Annotated in this window: 19 protein-coding genes; 11 read left to right on the forward strand and 8 right to left on the reverse strand. The window is 34.0% G+C overall.

The annotated features are described in order from the left end of the window. Positions 1–18: 18 nt before the first annotated feature. The 5 genes from atpA to EV02_RS01615 are packed head-to-tail and all read left to right on the forward strand — an operon-like array spanning position 19 to position 4,122. A complete protein-coding gene (gene atpA / locus EV02_RS01635; protein ID WP_011819066.1) occupies positions 19–1,536 on the forward strand; it encodes a F0F1 ATP synthase subunit alpha in 1,518 nt (505 codons plus the stop codon). Between the two features lie 18 nt (positions 1,537–1,554). After that, positions 1,555–2,505, forward strand: a complete 951-nt coding sequence (locus EV02_RS01630) for a F0F1 ATP synthase subunit gamma (RefSeq protein WP_032520149.1) — start codon at positions 1,555–1,557, stop codon at positions 2,503–2,505. 16 nt (positions 2,506–2,521) lie between these two features. Next, a complete protein-coding gene (locus EV02_RS01625; protein WP_032520150.1) occupies positions 2,522–2,848 on the forward strand; it encodes a 2Fe-2S iron-sulfur cluster-binding protein in 327 nt (108 codons plus the stop codon). Continuing rightward, on the forward strand, positions 2,845–3,036 hold the full coding sequence (locus tag EV02_RS01620; protein ID WP_032520151.1) for a hypothetical protein: 192 nt from the start codon (positions 2,845–2,847) through the stop codon (positions 3,034–3,036). The genes EV02_RS01625 and EV02_RS01620 overlap by 4 nt, the downstream gene beginning before the upstream one ends. A 27-nt stretch (positions 3,037–3,063) precedes the next feature. After that, complete coding sequence (locus EV02_RS01615; RefSeq protein ID WP_032520152.1) at positions 3,064–4,122, forward strand: DUF3326 domain-containing protein; 1,059 nt, start codon at positions 3,064–3,066, stop codon at positions 4,120–4,122. On the opposite strand, the gene EV02_RS01610 is transcribed toward EV02_RS01615, so the two are convergent. Genes EV02_RS01610 through EV02_RS01595 form a run of 4 tightly spaced genes read right to left on the reverse strand, consistent with a single transcriptional unit; the run spans position 4,119 to position 8,621 of the window. Beyond that, positions 4,119–5,816 carry an NAD+ synthase gene (locus EV02_RS01610; RefSeq protein ID WP_032520153.1) on the reverse strand — a complete coding sequence of 566 codons (1,698 nt, stop codon included), beginning with the start codon at positions 5,814–5,816 and terminating at the stop codon, positions 4,119–4,121. The two genes, EV02_RS01615 and EV02_RS01610, sit on opposite strands and share 4 nt — an antisense overlap. After that, positions 5,813–6,391, reverse strand: coding sequence for a nicotinate-nucleotide adenylyltransferase (locus EV02_RS01605; RefSeq protein WP_032520154.1), 579 nt, complete (start codon positions 6,389–6,391; stop codon positions 5,813–5,815). The genes EV02_RS01610 and EV02_RS01605 overlap by 4 nt, the downstream gene beginning before the upstream one ends. 8 nt (positions 6,392–6,399) lie before the next feature. After that, entirely contained in the window at positions 6,400–7,641 is a 1,242-nt protein-coding gene (locus EV02_RS01600) for a GTP-binding protein (protein ID WP_032520155.1), read from the reverse strand. Next, the gene (locus EV02_RS01595) at positions 7,638–8,621 is read right to left on the reverse strand and encodes a CNNM domain-containing protein (RefSeq protein ID WP_032520156.1); all 984 of its coding nucleotides are present in this window, start codon (positions 8,619–8,621) and stop codon (positions 7,638–7,640) included. The genes EV02_RS01600 and EV02_RS01595 overlap by 4 nt, the downstream gene beginning before the upstream one ends. 74 nt (positions 8,622–8,695) lie before the next feature. On the opposite strand from EV02_RS01595, the gene EV02_RS01590 reads away from it, so the two are divergent. The 3 genes from EV02_RS01590 to EV02_RS01585 all read left to right on the forward strand — a co-directional run bounded on the left by EV02_RS01590 (position 8,696) and on the right by EV02_RS01585 (position 10,817). Further along, entirely contained in the window at positions 8,696–10,021 is a 1,326-nt protein-coding gene (locus EV02_RS01590) for an aminopeptidase P N-terminal domain-containing protein (protein ID WP_032520157.1), read from the forward strand. Between the two features lie 53 nt (positions 10,022–10,074). After that, entirely contained in the window at positions 10,075–10,233 is a 159-nt protein-coding gene (locus tag EV02_RS09565; RefSeq protein ID WP_187151134.1) for a hypothetical protein, read from the forward strand. Between the two features lie 107 nt (positions 10,234–10,340). After that, positions 10,341–10,817, forward strand: a complete 477-nt coding sequence (locus EV02_RS01585; RefSeq protein ID WP_032520159.1) for a 30S ribosomal protein PSRP-3 — start codon at positions 10,341–10,343, stop codon at positions 10,815–10,817. A gap of 3 nt (positions 10,818–10,820) precedes the next feature. On the opposite strand, the gene atpC is transcribed toward EV02_RS01585, so the two are convergent. Beyond that, positions 10,821–11,225 (reverse strand): ATP synthase F1 subunit epsilon, encoded by a 405-nt coding sequence (gene atpC, locus EV02_RS01580; protein ID WP_032520160.1) that lies wholly within the window; start codon positions 11,223–11,225, stop codon positions 10,821–10,823. A gap of 42 nt (positions 11,226–11,267) precedes the next feature. After that, positions 11,268–12,728: a F0F1 ATP synthase subunit beta gene (atpD, locus tag EV02_RS01575; RefSeq protein WP_011863550.1), complete on the reverse strand. Its 1,461-nt coding sequence runs from the start codon at positions 12,726–12,728 to the stop codon at positions 11,268–11,270. Positions 12,729–12,945: 217 nt separating this feature from the next. On the opposite strand from atpD, the gene groES reads away from it, so the two are divergent. Together groES and groL are read left to right on the forward strand one after the other, a co-directional pair. Further along, positions 12,946–13,257 carry a co-chaperone GroES gene (gene groES / locus EV02_RS01570; RefSeq protein ID WP_032520162.1) on the forward strand — a complete coding sequence of 104 codons (312 nt, stop codon included), beginning with the start codon at positions 12,946–12,948 and terminating at the stop codon, positions 13,255–13,257. 51 nt (positions 13,258–13,308) lie between these two features. Continuing rightward, positions 13,309–14,946: a chaperonin GroEL gene (gene groL / locus EV02_RS01565; RefSeq protein WP_032520163.1), complete on the forward strand. Its 1,638-nt coding sequence runs from the start codon at positions 13,309–13,311 to the stop codon at positions 14,944–14,946. 64 nt (positions 14,947–15,010) lie between these two features. On the opposite strand, the gene secG is transcribed toward groL, so the two are convergent. Then, a complete protein-coding gene (gene secG, locus EV02_RS01560; protein WP_032520165.1) occupies positions 15,011–15,238 on the reverse strand; it encodes a preprotein translocase subunit SecG in 228 nt (75 codons plus the stop codon). A gap of 22 nt (positions 15,239–15,260) precedes the next feature. Further along, entirely contained in the window at positions 15,261–16,883 is a 1,623-nt protein-coding gene (gpmI, locus tag EV02_RS01555; protein WP_032520166.1) for a 2,3-bisphosphoglycerate-independent phosphoglycerate mutase, read from the reverse strand. A 137-nt stretch (positions 16,884–17,020) separates the two neighbouring features. Between gpmI and pyrR the strand changes: the two genes are divergently transcribed. Continuing rightward, positions 17,021–17,557, forward strand: coding sequence for a bifunctional pyr operon transcriptional regulator/uracil phosphoribosyltransferase PyrR (pyrR, locus tag EV02_RS01550; protein WP_032520167.1), 537 nt, complete (start codon positions 17,021–17,023; stop codon positions 17,555–17,557). Position 17,558 lies beyond the last annotated feature (1 nt).

A 17,558-nucleotide genomic window follows, 5' to 3' on the forward strand; every position in this document is an offset into this window, starting at 1 on the left:
CCTTAAATTCTTAAATCCATGGTATCTATACGCCCTGATGAAATCAGTTCAATCTTAAAACAACAAATAACTGATTATGACCAATCTGTAAGTGTTAGCAATGTAGGAACTGTTCTGCAAATCGGTGATGGCATTGCAAGAATATATGGCTTAGATCAGGTCATGGCAGGTGAGTTATTGGAATTTGAAGATGGTACCGAAGGTATAGCTTTAAATCTTGAAGATGATAATGTCGGAGCCGTTTTGATGGGAGAGGCACTTGGTGTCCAAGAAGGAAGTAACGTTAAGTCCACAGGTAAAATCGCATCTGTTCCAGTTGGTGAAGCAATGCAGGGGAGAGTTGTTAATCCTCTAGGACAACCGATAGATGGGAAAGGGGAAATTCCTACTAGTGATACTAGATTGATTGAAGAAATGGCTCCTGGAATAATCAAGAGAAGATCAGTGCATGAACCAATGCAAACAGGTATTACATCTATTGATGCAATGATTCCTGTTGGAAGAGGTCAAAGAGAATTAATTATTGGTGATAGACAAACTGGAAAATCTGCTATTGCTATCGATACGATTATCAACCAAAAAGGCCAAGACGTAGTTTGCGTTTACGTAGCTATTGGTCAGAAGTCAGCATCAGTAGCAAACATCGTAGAGGTATTAAGAGAGAGAGGAGCATTAGATTATACAGTCGTAGTTAGTGCAGGAGCTTCAGAACCTGCTGCTTTACAGTACTTAGCACCTTATACCGGTGCAGCAATTGCTGAACATTTTATGTATCAGGGTAAAGCAACACTTGTTATCTATGATGATTTAACAAAACAAGCTCAGGCTTATAGACAAATGTCTCTTCTTTTAAAAAGACCACCAGGAAGAGAAGCTTATCCTGGAGATGTGTTTTATTTACATAGTAGATTACTAGAAAGAGCAGCAAAACTTTCTGATGCTATGGGAGGAGGCTCTATGACAGCTCTTCCAATTATAGAAACTCAGGCAGGAGACGTTTCGGCTTACATCCCAACTAATGTTATTTCAATTACAGATGGACAAATATTCTTGAGTGCAGATTTATTTAACTCAGGATTAAGACCCGCTATTAATGTAGGTATTTCTGTTAGCCGTGTTGGAGGTGCCGCTCAGACAAAAGCAATTAAAAAAATTGCAGGAACTTTAAAATTAGAACTCGCACAGTTTGATGAATTAGCTGCTTTTTCTCAATTTGCATCTGATCTTGATGAAGCAACTCAGCAACAACTTGAAAGAGGTAAAAGACTAAGAGAGTTATTAAAGCAACCTCAATTCTCCCCACTTAACCTTGCAGAACAAGTTGCGGTAGTTTACGCAGGAGTTAAAGGTCTTATTGATGAGGTGCCTGTTGAAGATGTTACTAAATTTGCAACTGAACTTAGGGAATACCTAAAGTTAAATAAATCAGAATTTATAGAAGAAATTCTTAAAGAAAAGAAATTAAATGATGGATTAGAAGCGACACTAAAAGAGGTGATAAATGAAGTTAAATCATCAATGCTTGCCACAGTTTAAATTTATTTAGGAGATACTATGGCAAATCTTAAAGAGATTAGAGATCGAATCGTTTCCGTTAAAAATACAAGGAAAATAACGGAGGCCATGAGACTTGTTGCAGCTGCAAAAGTTAGGAGAGCTCAAGATCAAGTTCTTAAGAGTAGACCTTTTGCAGATAAACTTGCACGGGTCTTAGAAAATATCCAATCTAGAGTTCAATTTGAGGCTGTCGACTCTCCTCTATTATCCAAGAGAGAAGTAAAAAGCATCACTTTGGTTTGCATAACTGCAGATAGAGGTTTATGCGGTGGTTACAATACAAATATAATAAAAAAGGTAGAAATAAGATACGCAGAATTAGTCAAACAAGGGTATCAGCCAAATTTAATTTTGGTAGGGAAAAAGGCTATTGGATATTTTCAAAATAGAAAGGATAAATATGTAATTAAAAGTTCTTTCAAAGAACTAGAACAGGTACCCACAGTCAAGGACTCTGAAGGAATAACAAATGAAATTTTAGCTGAATTTCTCTCAGAAAATTCTGATAGGGTGGAAATTATTTACACGAAATTTATCACTCTAGTCAGCTGCGCTCCTGTCGTCCAAACACTATTGCCACTTGACCCTCAAGGAATTGCTGAGGAAAACGATGAAATTTTTAGGTTGACTACAAAAGATAGTAAGTTACTTGTTGAAAAATCAAATATGGAAAAAAGTGATTCAGAGAAGTTGCCATCAGATATTGTTTTTGAACAAAGTCCTGATCAACTATTAGATTCCTTATTACCATTATATTTACAGAATCAGGTACTAAGAGCTCTTCAAGAGTCGGCAGCTTCAGAACTTGCTTGCAGGATGACTGCTATGAATAATGCGAGTGATAATGCTAAAGAATTAGCAAGTACTTTAAATCTAACCTATAACAAAGCTAGGCAAGCAGCTATTACTCAAGAAATATTAGAGGTTGTAGGAGGTTCTGCAGTTTAGCAATAAGATTTAGGATATGCCTGAATACAATATCAAAGTTCAATTTGAGCAAAAGACTTTTAGATTTTTATGTTCTGAAGATCAAGATATTATTTCAGCGGCAAAAATGAATGGAATAGATTTACCAAGTAGTTGTTGTTCAGGAGTTTGTACAGATTGTGCATCCATGATATTAGAAGGATCTGTAGATCAAGAAGATGCTATGGGATTAAATGATGATTTGAGGGGAAAGGGCTTTGCACTTTTATGCGTGGCATATCCCAAGTCCGATTTGAATATTGTTATTGGTAAAGAAGTCGAAGATGATTTGTATAATGATCAATTTGGTAAATATCAAAAATGAAATTAAGTTCAGTTGATTACTATTTAGATTGGCCAGCTTCAATAAAAGTAAAAAATTTAAGGGAATTCATCATTGTAAATTTAGAAAAAAAAGGTGATTTAATTCGGTGGTCAATTGTTGATATTCAAAATTCTATTGACTCTTTTGGAACAAAAAAACTTAAAATTAAAGCTGTCTTAGCTAATTAAGAAATATAAATTGAAATATTTTTAATAATGGAAAATTCACCAACCATATTCATAGTTCCAACTGGTATTGGTTGTGAAGTAGGAGGTTTTGCAGGAGATGCACTTCCAACCGCTAAATTATTAGCATCGGCAAGTGGATGTCTAATTACTCATCCAAATGTTATGAATGGTGGTAATCTTTCTGAAAAAGATAAAAATATTTTTTATGTTGAGGGTTATAGTTTAGACCGACTTGCTAAAGGAGAAATCGCTTTAAAAAGGGTAAAGCAACAGAAAATTGGGATAATTTTTGATTCAGCCATTGAAAAAGAAATATTAGTGAGACATTTACAAGTTGCTGATGCATGCGTTTCTACTTTAGGAATTAATGTTCATTCTTATGTGATTACAAGAAAGCCATTAAACATAGTTATTGATCCTGATTCTTCAAAAATCAGTGGCGGCACAATTGAAAATCCTGATACTCTAATTGATGCTGGAAAATTTTTAATAGAAAAAGGAGTTACGGCCATAGCAATTGTGGCAAAATTTCCAGATGATCCAGATTCTTTAGAAACAAATATCTATCGAGAGGGAAAAGGTGTTGATCCTATTGCTGGAGTCGAAGCACTTATAAGTCATTTAATAAGCAAATTTTTAAAAGTTCCCTGTGCTCACGCACCTGCTTTAAATCCAATTGAATTGAATGAAAATTTAGATCCTCGTGCAGCTGCAGAAGAAATAGGATACACTTTTTTACCATCTGTACTGATTGGGTTAAGCAATGCACCTGATATTGTTGAATTGCCTGCTAAAAATGAATCAATCTCACTGCACCCTGATCAGATTGAATCGATTGTTGTTCCTAATGGTGCATTAGGAGGAGAAGCAGTACTGGCAGGGATTGAAAAAGGTTTAAAGATTATCTCTGTAAAAAATCAAAATACATTAAAAGTGACAAATGAGTTTTATAATTATCCCAATCTTTTTGAAGTTGATAATTATTTAGAAGCTGCAGGCATAATTCTTGCTATCAAAAAAGGTATCAACCTTGATTCAGTTAAACGGCCTTTAAAAAAAATCCAAGAGTGTTCTTATAGTGATTAATAAGATATTGCTATGGGAACTCTCCAGTCACTTCCTAATGATTGACTGCTTAGTTTTAGGATTGGAGGAGCCTGCTTTCTTTTAAACTCCGCTTTTTTTATGAGTGAGATAATTTTTAAAATTAAATCTTTTTTATAACCATCTTCTTCTAGTTGTTGTAAATCTTTTTTCTCTTCAATAATTCCTTTAAGGATTTTATCTAAAATAGAGTAAGGTGGGAGAGAATCAGTATCTAATTGATTAGGTCCTAATTCAGCACTTGGAGCTTTTTGACGTATATTTACCCCAATTATATCTCCACTAGTATCTAACATATATAACTTTCTACTATTAATTGAATCTTCACTATCAAGCCAATTGCATAATTTAAAAACATTAGTTTTATATAAATCCCCAATTACAGATAATCCCCCATTCATATCACCATAAAGTGTGCAATATCCTACCGCTAGTTCTGATTTATTGCCTGTTGAGAGTAACAAATGCTTTTCTTGATTTGCTAAAGCCATAAGAAGTGTGCCTCTTATCCTTGACTGAATATTTTGATTTGTTATTTCAGCCATCTCGAAAGATATGGTTTTTATAAATGATTCTTCAAAAGAGGTCATCAAGTTTTCAATTGGAATGCTCTTGAAACTTATCTTTAATCTTCTTGCTAAATCTTTTGCATCACTCTTTGAATGAGATGAGCTCCACTTAGAGGGCATTGAAACGCAATAAACATTATCACTTCCTAGAGCTGCTGTAGCAATTGCTGAGACAAGTGCTGAATCAATACCACCACTTAATCCAACTAAAGCTGTTTTAAATCCACATTTTTTTGCATAATCTTTAACACCAAGGACTAATGCATCAAAAATTGATGACATTTCGGAGTTTTTAAATTCATTTTTTGCAGGTTTTGTTTGCTCAACTTCCCAGCTGGAGAGATCTTCCGAAAAAGATTTTAATTGCTTAATTTTAGATCCATTTTTATTAAGAATAAAACTATTTCCATCAAAAATTAAATTATCATTTGCTCCAATCTGGTTGACATAAATCAGCGGTACTTGAAGATATTGTGCAGCAAAACTGGAAACCTTGGATCTAAGCTCTAACTTTTTCAGAGTATATGGGGAGGCTGATAAATTTATTAAAATATCAACTTTTTTTTTCTTTAAATCAATAATGGGATTTTTTCTATGGATTCCTCTTCCTTCGATATCTTTGTTGACCCATAAATCCTCACATATAGTAAAACCAAGTCGCCAAGTTTTATTTTTAATTTGTTTAATCAAAACGGAAACTTTTTCTTCTGATCTAAAGTATCTTTTCTCATCAAATACTTCATAAGTGGGAAGAATAATTTTCCGAGCAATTATTTTCCATTCGCCGCCCTCAACCAATGCAATAGAATTATAAAGATTAGGAAAAAAAGAATCATTTATTATCTCAGCTATTCCGATTGAGATGCTTAAGTTTCCATATTTTTTATTAATATCTAAAGCTAATTGATCAAGAATTTGGTATTGATTTTTGATTAAATTTTTTTTTAAAAGTAAGTCATTTGCGGGATATCCCCATAATGACAATTCTGGAGTAAGAACAAAATCAGCAGAAATTGAGCTAGCTTTCGAAGCAATATTAAGTATTTTTTTTGCATTGCCCTCTAAATCTCCAACGACTGGATTTATTTGGGCAAGTAAAAATTTCATTCAACTAATTTGATGGATTCATATAAATTATTCTTCTTAACTATATCTATTAACGACGACGGTAAATTAGAACAATTAAAATTTAATCTAAACTTAGAACTTGAAATGTTTGGGGTTTTGATGCTTGAAATCTTGAATTTCACTCTATAAGTTTCTAACATTTTAAGAGTATTTGATTCAACAGGATATCCCTCTCTTAAAATTATAAAAAAACTTACCTCCAAAATAATTTTGTCAAAATTTTTCCAGTAGAAAATATCTTGAATTAAATCACTCCCAATAACAAAATCTAAATTATTAAATTTGTAAATTTCTTTACATTTTTTGATTGACTCTATTGCCCATGGGCTACTTATTTTTTGATTAAATAAAATTTTCGGATTATCTAAATCATCAATAAGAGTTTTTAATAGATGGCTACGAATTGAGATATCCTCTATGTGCTTTTTTTTGGGGTTGTTGCTGACATAGCTAATGGTAAAAGCATAAATTTTGGATAATTCTTCAAGAATTTTTTTGTGTCCAATTGTAGGTGGATCAGCACTTGTACCAAATAAAGCAATGCTTTTTCCCATTTTAAGTTTTAAGGTAGAAAACTAATAAAATTATTATTTAAATTTCTATTTGAAAAATAAATATTTATGTAGTTAAAAATCTCTGGGTCATTAAAATTCATATTTTGGATCAAAATAGCAGGATCTATAAAAGAAGCTTTGCTTCTAACATATATCTCTTTTGCGGCTAATTTTCCTAGAATTTTTGTGGAATATATCGCGATTGCTGCTTGAATAATTGCTATGGGTCCATATGGTAATAATGAAAGCCCGTTAGTAAAAGGTGCTGTTAAAAGAATTAGTTTCTTAATAAGGTTTAAAGAGGTATTAACTCCGACTTGAGTGATTCCCAAACATAAATTATTAATGGATATATTTTTAAATATTTTTCTTGTAGATTCGCCTTTCAACTTTAAGCCATAAATCGTACTTAATTCGTTAATCAATGCAGTATCTATTGCAAAACTACCTGCAACATCAAAAAAAATAAAAGGATTAAGAGCTACTGCGGATGCCTTTAGAGTCGAAAATTTACCAATAGTTGATTGAGCTAATTTCTGCCTCCTTTTCAATCTTTGCTCTTTTATTTTCAGAAATAATTTGTCAGCTAATTGAATAGAATTTAGTGTTAATAGTATCTCACCATATTTATTGATTAATTTTGCGATGTAATTTTTAAGATTGTTTTCATTATTAATAATTATTGGAATATTTAAATCTTTTGGAAGCTTAAACTTTATATTTTCAATTACTTCTTTTAATTCATTTTTATTAAATAGATCGATTTTGTTTAAAATTAAAATAATCTTTTTTCCATCTTTTATAAAAGAGCTGATTTCGTTTAACTCATTTCTATTTAAATCTCCCGAAACTATAAAAAGAATAAGATCTGAATGATTTATACAAGAGTAAACTTTATCTGGGAATTTAATATTGCAGAAATCAAATCCTGGAGAATCTAGCAGCTCTAAACTATTGAGTGTTTGATCTTTAAGCGTCCACGTTTCCGATTGTATTTCTTTTGTGCTCCCATTAATGATATCTGTTTTGAATATGTCTTTTTTTAATAAAGAATTTAAAACAGAAGATTTTCCTACACCTGATTTACCATATGCGCCAATTCTTAATTTTTTTTCTTTGAGTCTTAAAAGTTGTTGATTAAAAGAAATTATTTCTCTATTAAGAAAACTTTTTTCATAATTGGTAAGATCAAGAGTCTCCCACCATTTGTTTAAAAGTAAATAATGTTCTTGAATTTTAAAATGTTTCATGATTTATTCTTCCACCAACCGGCTAATACAGATAAAACAGCTTCTGCACCGATAATTCCAACGAATCCCCCGAATTCATCTACTACTACTTTCACTCCTTTATGATTTTTGTCAAATTTAGTTAATAATTGATCTGCTTTTATCATTTCGGGAATGTAGTCCACAGGTTCGCAAATTTCTGATAATAATTTTTTATTCTCCCCATTAATTAACTCTGCCAACATTTTTTCACGTTTTACGACACCTTGTATTTTGTCAACTTTATCTCCCAAAATAACCCACCATGGAGAATTGTTAGACATTATAAGTTTAGAAATTTCATCAAGATTTGAAGAACCATCAAGACAAGGTGCCGATACCCTAGGGGTCATTAAGTCTTTAGCTTTTAAATCATTTAATTGAAAAACCTTAAATATCATTGCTGCCTCATCAGCCTCTATAAAACCTTTTTGACTTCCAATTTTTGCCATTTGTCTAATTTCTTCTTCATCAGTTGAAATTTCGTTTTCTGCAGTAATAACAGGAAAAATCTGTTCAATTAATATTAAGAATGGCCTCATTATATTATTTAATATTCTCAAGATGGGAACTGATAATAGTGCTATTTGAACTGAGAATCTTGTACCCAGAGCCTTAGGTAGAACTTCTCCTACTAAGACAACGAGTATATAAAAAGTAATTGAAAACAGGGTTAGGCCATAACTACTATTAATAACCAATGCTCCATATACACCTAAAATAAGACTTCCAATTATGTTAAATCCATTATTAGTAATAGTAATTACAGTTAATGTCCTTCCAAGATGTTTTCTAAGTTTAAGGAGTTGATTTGCAGAACTCTTTGGTTTTTGTTTTGAGGCTATCTCTAGAATTCGAATTGAATTTACAGCTAAAAAAGCAGCTTCTACTCCCGAACAACATGCTGACCCAATTAAAATAATTATTATAAGAACAACTAAACCGTAAACACTTGGTTCCATTAAAATAGATTAGTTACTAAATCTGTATTAATTCATTCTTCCATTTTTTTTTAAAACACGCCAATACATAATCTATGTTTAAACCTGAAAACAAAGTTTTTGAAGAAAGAAGAGAAATCTTCCTCAATAAATTAAATGGAAGAGCTGCTATTATCCCTGGTGCTAGTCTGGTAAAGCATCATGCTGATTGTGAATATCCTTTTAGACAAGATAGTAATTTTTGGTATTTAACTGGTTTCGATGAGCCAGATGCAATCGCTCTTTTCTTATCGCATAAGCCAAAGGGAGAGAGATTTATTATGTTTGTTGCTCCTAAAGATGTTATAAGCGAAGTCTGGCATGGCTTTAGATGGGGTTTAGAAGGCGCTGAAAAAGAGTTTAATGCTGACAAGGCTCATTCAATAAACGAATTAAAAGATTTACTGCCAGTCTATATAAATGGTTCTGATGAAATTGTTTTTTCTATTGGTAAGCATCCATCAGTTGAGAAAATAATACTGGAAATTTTTTCACAACAACTTGACAATCGCTCAAGATCAGGGATTGGTGCAAATTCTATAAAATCTCCAGAAATTTATTTAAATGAGATGAGATTAATTAAAAGTGAATTTGAGATTAAGAGAATGAGAGAGGCTACACAAATTTCAGCAGAAGCTCATGAACTAGTTAGAGAATCTATCTCATCAAAGAAAAATGAGAGACAAATTCAGGGTCTTTTAGAGGGATTCTTTTTAGAAAAAGGGGCGAGAGGACCAGCTTATAACTCAATTGTCGCATCAGGAGATAATGCCTGCATTTTGCATTACACTTCAAATAATTCACCCTTGAATAAAAAAGATTTATTGTTGGTAGATGCTGGCTGCGCACTAATTGATTATTACAATGGAGACATAACAAGAACTATTCCAATAGGTGGTAAATTTTCTGATGAGCAAAAAGTTATCTATGAAATTGTATTGAGTGCGCAGAAAAATGCAATTAAAAGTGCTGTAAAGGGATCGAATTCTAGTGTTGTTCATAATGTTGCTTTAACAATTCTCATAGAAGGATTGAAAGAAATTGGTTTATTAGCAGGGAGTACTGAGGAGATAATTGAGAATCAATCTTATAAACATCTTTACATGCATAGAACTGGACATTGGCTTGGCTTAGATGTTCATGATGTTGGAGCATACAGAATGGGCGACTATGAAGTGCCATTACAGAATGGAATGATTCTTACGGTAGAACCTGGGATTTATATAAGTGATAGGATCCCAGTTCCTGAGGGACAACCCCATATAGATGAGAAATGGAAAGGCATAGGGATAAGAATAGAAGACGATGTCTTGGTCACAGATACAAATCCAGATGTTTTAAGTATTGCTGCACTAAAAGAAATTTCTGATTTAGAATTTTGATATTTGACTTATTAAGTTAATAGATTTATTTTTATTAAGTTTAAAGCTCAAAAATGAATAAGTCCGATTCATATGATTCGAAACTCTCTCAAGCGAGAGGCTTAGCCAGTCAGCTTGGGATGTTCGCTGAAGAAAACGATATCCCCAAAGATCTTTGGGATTCATTGGAAGCCACTATTTATGATTTTTATGAAGTATCTCATGATAGATAACAATCCTTTTTAAGAAGTCCTCAATAACTAAAATCAAGAAATTTTGAATAAATCAATCAAAATGTGACCATAAACTGATAAATTATTTATTAAACATTAATAAGTGAATGACCTCATCAAATAATTTAAATCAAAATTCAACAGAAAAAAAGGGACAAAACAGCGATGCACCAAACTCTAAAAATTCTTCTCCTAATGCAGGAATGATGGGTGCCACAGCTGTGTTGGCAGCTGCCACAATTGATGAAGATGGTGTACCTACTGGTTATACCCCTAAACCTGATGAAGGGAGATTCATAATTAAAGTATTGTGGTTACCTGATAATGTGGCTTTAGCAGTGGATCAAATAGTAGGTGGAGGCCCAAGCCCTCTTACTGCCTATTATTTTTGGCCAAGAGATGATGCTTGGGAAAAATTAAAAAGTGAACTTGAGAATAAAGGTTGGATTACGGATAACGAAAGAGTAGAGATATTGAATAAAGCTACTGAAGTGATAAATTATTGGCAAGAAGAGGGTAAGACAAAAAAATTAGAAGAAGCCAAATTAAAGTTTCCCGAAGTAACTTTTTGTGGAACTGCTTAAATATTAGTTCTTTGCAGCTTGAATCCTAGCCTCAGCCTTTGAAACCTCTTTCAAGGCTTTTATTTTTTCTGGATTTTTTTCATTTTCAGAAAATTTGCTAATTGCTAATTTTGCTTCTTTAAGATCTTGTTCAGCATTTTGAACATTAATTTCAGAACCAATTTCAGCATTATTTACTAAAACTATAACTTCATCAGATTCAATTTCAGCGAAGCCTCCCATAAGAGCTATTGATTTCCACTGGGAATTCATTCTTACCCTTAAAACGCCAATATCTATAGCAGTAACTAAAGAGATATGTCCTGGTAGTATACCTAGTTGACCGGTAGTACTAGGAAGGATTACTTCTTCAGCTTCGCCTTGATAGACATTTTTATTGGGAGCTAAAACTTTTAGAGAAATTGCCATTAATTTGAAATTATTGAGGGTTAAATGTATATATTCAAATATTTATTTTTCTGATTTTATTTTTTCAGCCTTTGCTTTAACTTCATCAATATTACCAACTAAGTAAAATGCCTGCTCTGGTAAATCATCTAATTCACCTGATAAGATCATATTGAAGCCAGCAATGGTATCTTCTAATTTCACATATTTACCAGACATTCCTGTAAATATTTCTGCTACGAAGAAAGGCTGTGAGAGGAATTTTTCAATTTTTCTGGCCCTGTCCACTGTTAATCTATCTTCTTCAGAAAGCTCGTCTAAACCAAGAATTGCGATAATATCTTGAAGTTCTTTGTATCTTTGTAGAGTGGATTGGACAGCTCTGGCTGTTTTGTAATGCTCATCGCCAACAACGGATGGTTGTAGCATAGTACTTGTTGAGTCTAATGGATCAACTGCAGGGTAAATTCCCTTAGCTGCGAGAGCTCTAGCAAGCACGGTAGTAGCATCTAAATGGGCAAAGGTTGTAGCTGGAGCAGGGTCTGTTAGGTCATCAGCAGGTACGTAAACAGCTTGGATAGATGTTATTGAACCTTCCAATGTAGATGTAATTCTTTCTTGTAATTCACCAACATCAGTTCCCAGAGTCGGTTGGTATCCAACAGCTGAGGGCATTCTTCCAAGTAATGCAGATACTTCAGAACCAGCTTGAACGAATCTAAAAATGTTATCAACAAAAAGTAGGACGTCTTGTTTATTCACATCTCTAAAATGTTCGGCCATTGTAAGCGCTGATAAGCCTACTCTCATTCTTGCACCAGGTGGCTCATTCATCTGTCCAAAACACAAGGCAACTTTTGATTGAGTTAAATCATCCGCATTGATAACTCCAGATTCTTTAAATTCTTCATACAAATCGTTCCCTTCTCTAGTTCTTTCTCCTACACCTCCAAAAACAGAAACTCCACCATGCTCCTTTGCGATGTTATTAATTAATTCTTGAATAAGAACTGTCTTCCCAACACCAGCACCTCCGAATAATCCAACTTTTCCTCCTTGTCTATAAGGAGCCAAAAGGTCGATAACTTTAATACCTGTTTCAAAAACTTTTGGCTTAGTTTCAAGGTCAGTTAACTTTGGCGCAGCTCTATGAATTGGAGCAGTATCTTTAGTATTTACTGGACCTTGTTCATCTACTGGTTCTCCTAAAACATTAAATATTCTTCCTAAAGTTGCTTCTCCTACAGGCACAGATATTGGTGCTCCTGTATCGATTGCCTCCATGCCTCTTACAAGGCCGTCTGTGCCACTCATTGCCACTGCTCTTACTCTATGGTCACCTAGGAGCTGTTGGACTTCTGCAGTGAGCGCTATGTCTTGTCCAGCAGGATTTTTAGCTTCAATTCTTAAAGCATTTAAAATTTTGGGCAATTTCCCAGCAGGAAATTCTACATCTAGAACTGGACCAATTACCTGACGTACTACGCCTTTTGTTTGTGAAGAAGTTGATGGAGTTGCTACCATTTTTATAGATTGGTGATGAATAGCTGATTTAATCAGCTCATAATGCGAAAATACTACCATCTAATGGGTAGATTCGTTAAATGGGTTCGGCCACCCGCACAGTTTAAGTATGGTTTAATTGCCGCTTTGCAGATTATGTTGTTGATGATACGGATGGAGAACTTCTCTTTCCATTTTTATGACGCAAAGCGTCTCAATCATGATCCTCCATTAATCTATGGCAGCTGTTTCACTTACAGTCTCTACAGTAAAACCACTGGGAGATAGAATATTTATTAAAGTTTCCGCATCTGAGGAAAAAACTGCTGGCGGCATTCTTTTGCCTGATTCAGCTAAAGAAAAACCTCAGGTTGGAGAAGTTGCTCAGGTGGGCCCTGGCAAACTTAATGACGATGGCTCTCGACAAACTCCAGAAGTGAGTGTTGGCGATAAAGTTTTGTACAGCAAATATGCTGGCACAGACATTAAATTGGGAGGAGATGAATATGTCTTGCTCTCGGAAAAAGATATTTTAGCTGTAGTAAGCTAGAATATTTGTTTCAAAAATTATTAAAACTTATTACTAAATCACTGCCTAAACATGGCTAAAAGAATTATTTACAATGAGCAAGCTCGAAGAGCGCTCGAGAGAGGAATTGATATCCTTGCAGAGTCTGTGGCTGTAACGCTTGGACCAAAAGGAAGAAATGTTGTTCTAGAAAAAAAATTCGGTGCTCCACAAATTATCAATGATGGAGTCACAATCGCTAAAGAAATCGAATTAGAGGACCACATTGAAAACACAGGGGTTGCTTTAATCCGACAAGCTGCTTCAAAAACTAATGATGCAGCTGGGGATGGTACCACAACAGCCACTGTTTTAGCTCATGCAATGGTTAAAGCAGGGTTAAGAAACGTTGCTGCTGGAGCTAATGCAATTACTTTGAAAAAAGGAATTGACAAAGCGACTGAGTTTCTAGTTGGTCAAATTCAAGATAATTCCAAACCTATAAGCGATAGCAATGCTATAGCTCAATGCGGAACTATTGCTGCTGGAAACGATGAAGAAGTTGGTCAAATGATTGCCAATGCTATGGATAAAGTTGGTAAAGAAGGTGTTATCTCCCTAGAAGAAGGAAAATCAATGACTACTGAATTAGAAGTTACTGAGGGGATGCGCTTTGATAAAGGTTATATCTCACCTTATTTCGCAACAGATACAGAGAGAATGGAGGCTGTTTTAGATGAACCATATATTCTTCTGACTGATAAAAAAATTGCCTTAGTGCAAGATTTAGTACCCGTTTTGGAACAAATAGCTAAAACTGGTAAACCACTAGTCATTATTGCAGAAGATATTGAAAAGGAGGCATTAGCAACTCTTGTTGTAAATAGATTAAGAGGAGTGTTAAATGTTGCTGCAGTAAAAGCTCCTGGATTCGGCGATAGAAGAAAAGCCATGCTCGAAGATATGGCCGTTTTAACTAATGGACAACTTATCACTGAAGATGCAGGCTTGAAACTAGAGAATGCTACCTTAGATATGCTCGGAACTGGTAGAAGAATAACTATCAATAAAGAGACTACTACTATTGTAGCTGAAGGTAATGAGCAAGCAGTTAAAGCTAGATGTGATCAAATTAAGAAGCAAATGGATGAAACAGATTCTTCTTATGATAAAGAAAAGCTGCAAGAACGTCTCGCTAAATTAGCTGGAGGTGTAGCTGTGATTAAGGTTGGGGCTGCTACTGAAACTGAGATGAAGGATAAAAAGCTTCGCCTTGAGGATGCTATTAACGCAACAAAAGCAGCTGTTGAAGAAGGAATTGTACCCGGAGGTGGAACAACTCTCGCTCATTTATCTCCTATTCTAAAAGAATGGGCTGATAAAAATTTAGAAGGAGAAGAATTAATTGGAGCCAACATTGTTGAAGCTTCACTTACGGCTCCTCTTATGAGAATTGCAGAGAATGCAGGTTCTAATGGAGCTGTGATTGCCGAAAATGTAAAAACTAAACCATTTAATGATGGATTCAATGCTGCTACTGGAGAATATGTAGACATGTCTTCTGCCGGTATAGTTGATCCTGCAAAAGTTACACGTTCAGGATTACAAAATGCAGCTTCAATAGCAGGGATGGTTCTAACCACCGAATGTATAGTTGCAGATCTACCTGAGAAAAAAGATTCAGCTGCTCCAGCAGGCGCTCCTGGTATGGGAGGCGACTTCGATTACTAGATAAAATTGTTTTTAATAAATTTTTTAAAAGGGATTATCAAATGGTCCCTTTTTTTTTGAACTTTTAAGAAATCCAACCAGCGCTGAGAATAATTGCGAGAGACAAAAATATCACTAAAAAAGTCCAAGTTATTTTGTTTAGAGAGTCTTCAGCACTACTTGCACTGTTGAACATTGAGCTTCCGCTGGCGGCTATTCCTCCCATTCCATCACCTTTAGGACTATGAAGTAAAACTAAGAGAATCAGAAGAACTCCAGAAAATACCCAAATCCAACTCATAATTTGAATCATTGCTTAAAAACTTTTATTAACTTTAAACGTGTTGAACCACCTTATTATAACCCTTTAATTCAATTTCTTGAATAAGCGATTTGCCTGTCATTTCTCTTGGTATTGGCAGATTTAATAATTGCAATAAAGTGGGAGCAATATCTGCTAAACCCGCGTTTTCTCTTAAATTAATTTCATTTCCCATATTTGGTATTTTTCTTTTTTCTCCTTCAATCAAAATTAATGGAACTTTATTAATTGTGTGTGCTGTCCATGGTTCTCCTTCAGATCCTTTCATTACCTCTGCATTACCATGATCGGCTGTAATAACAATGCTCCCGCCCATTTCTCCAGTAGCATTAACTATTTGACCTATACATTTATCTACTTTTTCTATAGCTTTAATTGTTGCATCCATGTTGCCTGTATGACCAACCATATCAGGATTGGCAAAATTGATCACAACAAAAGCATAATTGCCGCTTCTAATTGCTTTAGAGCAACTAATAGTTAATTCCTCTGCAGACATTTCGGGTTCCAAGTCATAAGTTGCGACTCTTGGAGATGGAATCAAATGTCTCTCTTCTCCAGGTAAGGGTATTTCAACTCCTCCATTGAAAAAGTATGTTACGTGAGGATATTTTTCAGTTTCCGCAGTTCTGTATTGTTTAAGTCCATTTTCTGACACTATTTGGCCAATAAAATTATTTAGTGATTCAGGAGGAAATGCAACTTTAACGGGAAAATTCGGATCATATTGAGTAAATGTAATAAAATCTAGATTTGGATAATTTTTTCTTTCAAAGTCTGAGAATTCATTGACCGAAAGAGATTTGATTATTTGTCTTGCTCTATCTGGACGAAAGTTAAAGCAAATAAAACTGTCACCATCTTTAAGATAGTTTTCAGATATTCGTATGGGTTCTATAAATTCATCGGTTATATTTTTGGCATAACTTTTTTCTATATAATCTTTGGGAGAAATATTTGTAATTGGAATATCTGGATCAGTCAAATTAGAGTATGCTTTTTCTGTTCTATCCCATAAAAGATTTCTATCCATTGTCCAGTATCTTCCACATATGGAAGCTATTTCACCTACGTTGAATTTTTTTATACATGACTCTATTTGATTAAGATATTTCGAGGCACTTTTTGCAGGAGTGTCTCTTCCATCAGTAATAATATGGATTGCAACTTTTTTAAGTTTATTATCAGATGCCCATTTTATTAAACCTAATAAATGATCGATATGACTATGAACTCCTCCATCGGAACATAATCCTGTGATATGCAAAGTAGAATTATTCTTCTTTAATGAAGCAGCCATCTCTTTTAACTCATTTATCAAGCCTAATTGATTATTTTTTACAATATTTGAAATCCTTACAAGTTCTTGTTGTATTATTCTTCCCGAACCAATGGTAAGGTGCCCTACCTCTGAATTACCCATTTGACCATCTGGAAGGCCTACGTCAGATCCACTAGCACTTATAAGGGTGTGGGGATAAGCATGCCACAATGAGTCCATGATTGGTGTACTTGCATTTTTTATAGCATTATCTGATTCTTCTTTTCGATATCCCCATCCATCTAATATCGCGAGTACTACAGGGCTCTGACGAACACTTAATGTTTTTATATTTTTGCTGCTAATCTTTGACATATTTAGATCAAATTCATTGTTAACTGATCCAATCTTAAATCTAGCTTCAAACGTTACTTTTTAACAATTTATATTTAATATAGTTAGCTTTTGCTAATTTATGAAAAAACTTTATCAATTTTATTTCTTGATAAATCATGTCTAAGAAAACAAAAAAGATTGAAATATTAACTGGAGTTGAGCTTAGAAAAACTATTTCGCGTTTAACTTGCGAAATTATCGAAAAAGTAAAAAAACTGGATAATCTTCTATTGGTTGGCATCCCGACTAGAGGAATTGAACTGACCGAAGTGCTAGAAAAGGAATTATTCTCCAGAACAGGTTTAAGAGTTAGCAAAGGAATAATTGATCCAACTTTTTATAGAGATGACCAAAATAGAGTTGGAACTCGCCTTATACAAGCTGCTGATATTCCAACTCCTATTGAGAAAAAAGAGATTCTTTTAATAGATGATGTAATTTATACAGGTAGAACAATTCGAGCGGCAATGGATGCTTTATATTCATGGGGCAGACCTCAAAGAGTCATGTTATTAGTAATGGTAGATAGAGGTCATAGAGAATTACCTATTCAGCCAGATTTTTGTGGCAAAAAAGTGCCAACTAGTAAAATTGAAAGTATTAGTTTACGTTTAAATAATGTTGATAATGAAGAAGGAGTTTTTCTTGAATAGC

Origin of the sequence: Prochlorococcus marinus str. SB (assembly GCF_000760115.1) — a bacterium.
GTDB lineage: Bacteria > Cyanobacteriota > Cyanobacteriia > PCC-6307 > Cyanobiaceae > Prochlorococcus_A > Prochlorococcus_A marinus_D.

Bases quoted from the DNA above. Each gene is read 5' to 3' on its own strand.
- atpA (WP_011819066.1), top strand. From the start codon at position 19: ATGGTATCTATACGCCCTGATGAAATCAGTTCAATCTTAAAACAACAA.
- EV02_RS01630 (WP_032520149.1), top strand. From the start codon at position 1,555: ATGGCAAATCTTAAAGAGATTAGAGATCGAATCGTTTCCGTTAAAAAT.
- EV02_RS01625 (WP_032520150.1), top strand. From the start codon at position 2,522: ATGCCTGAATACAATATCAAAGTTCAATTTGAGCAAAAGACTTTTAGA.
- EV02_RS01620 (WP_032520151.1), top strand. From the start codon at position 2,845: ATGAAATTAAGTTCAGTTGATTACTATTTAGATTGGCCAGCTTCAATA.
- EV02_RS01615 (WP_032520152.1), top strand. From the start codon at position 3,064: ATGGAAAATTCACCAACCATATTCATAGTTCCAACTGGTATTGGTTGT.
- EV02_RS01610 (WP_032520153.1), bottom strand. From the start codon at position 5,816: ATGAAATTTTTACTTGCCCAAATAAATCCAGTCGTTGGAGATTTAGAG.
- EV02_RS01605 (WP_032520154.1), bottom strand. From the start codon at position 6,391: ATGGGAAAAAGCATTGCTTTATTTGGTACAAGTGCTGATCCACCTACA.
- EV02_RS01600 (WP_032520155.1), bottom strand. From the start codon at position 7,641: ATGAAACATTTTAAAATTCAAGAACATTATTTACTTTTAAACAAATGG.
- EV02_RS01595 (WP_032520156.1), bottom strand. From the start codon at position 8,621: ATGGAACCAAGTGTTTACGGTTTAGTTGTTCTTATAATAATTATTTTA.
- EV02_RS01590 (WP_032520157.1), top strand. From the start codon at position 8,696: ATGTTTAAACCTGAAAACAAAGTTTTTGAAGAAAGAAGAGAAATCTTC.
- EV02_RS09565 (WP_187151134.1), top strand. From the start codon at position 10,075: ATGAATAAGTCCGATTCATATGATTCGAAACTCTCTCAAGCGAGAGGC.
- EV02_RS01585 (WP_032520159.1), top strand. From the start codon at position 10,341: ATGACCTCATCAAATAATTTAAATCAAAATTCAACAGAAAAAAAGGGA.
- atpC (WP_032520160.1), bottom strand. From the start codon at position 11,225: ATGGCAATTTCTCTAAAAGTTTTAGCTCCCAATAAAAATGTCTATCAA.
- atpD (WP_011863550.1), bottom strand. From the start codon at position 12,728: ATGGTAGCAACTCCATCAACTTCTTCACAAACAAAAGGCGTAGTACGT.
- groES (WP_032520162.1), top strand. From the start codon at position 12,946: ATGGCAGCTGTTTCACTTACAGTCTCTACAGTAAAACCACTGGGAGAT.
- groL (WP_032520163.1), top strand. From the start codon at position 13,309: ATGGCTAAAAGAATTATTTACAATGAGCAAGCTCGAAGAGCGCTCGAG.
- secG (WP_032520165.1), bottom strand. From the start codon at position 15,238: ATGATTCAAATTATGAGTTGGATTTGGGTATTTTCTGGAGTTCTTCTG.
- gpmI (WP_032520166.1), bottom strand. From the start codon at position 16,883: ATGTCAAAGATTAGCAGCAAAAATATAAAAACATTAAGTGTTCGTCAG.
- pyrR (WP_032520167.1), top strand. From the start codon at position 17,021: ATGTCTAAGAAAACAAAAAAGATTGAAATATTAACTGGAGTTGAGCTT.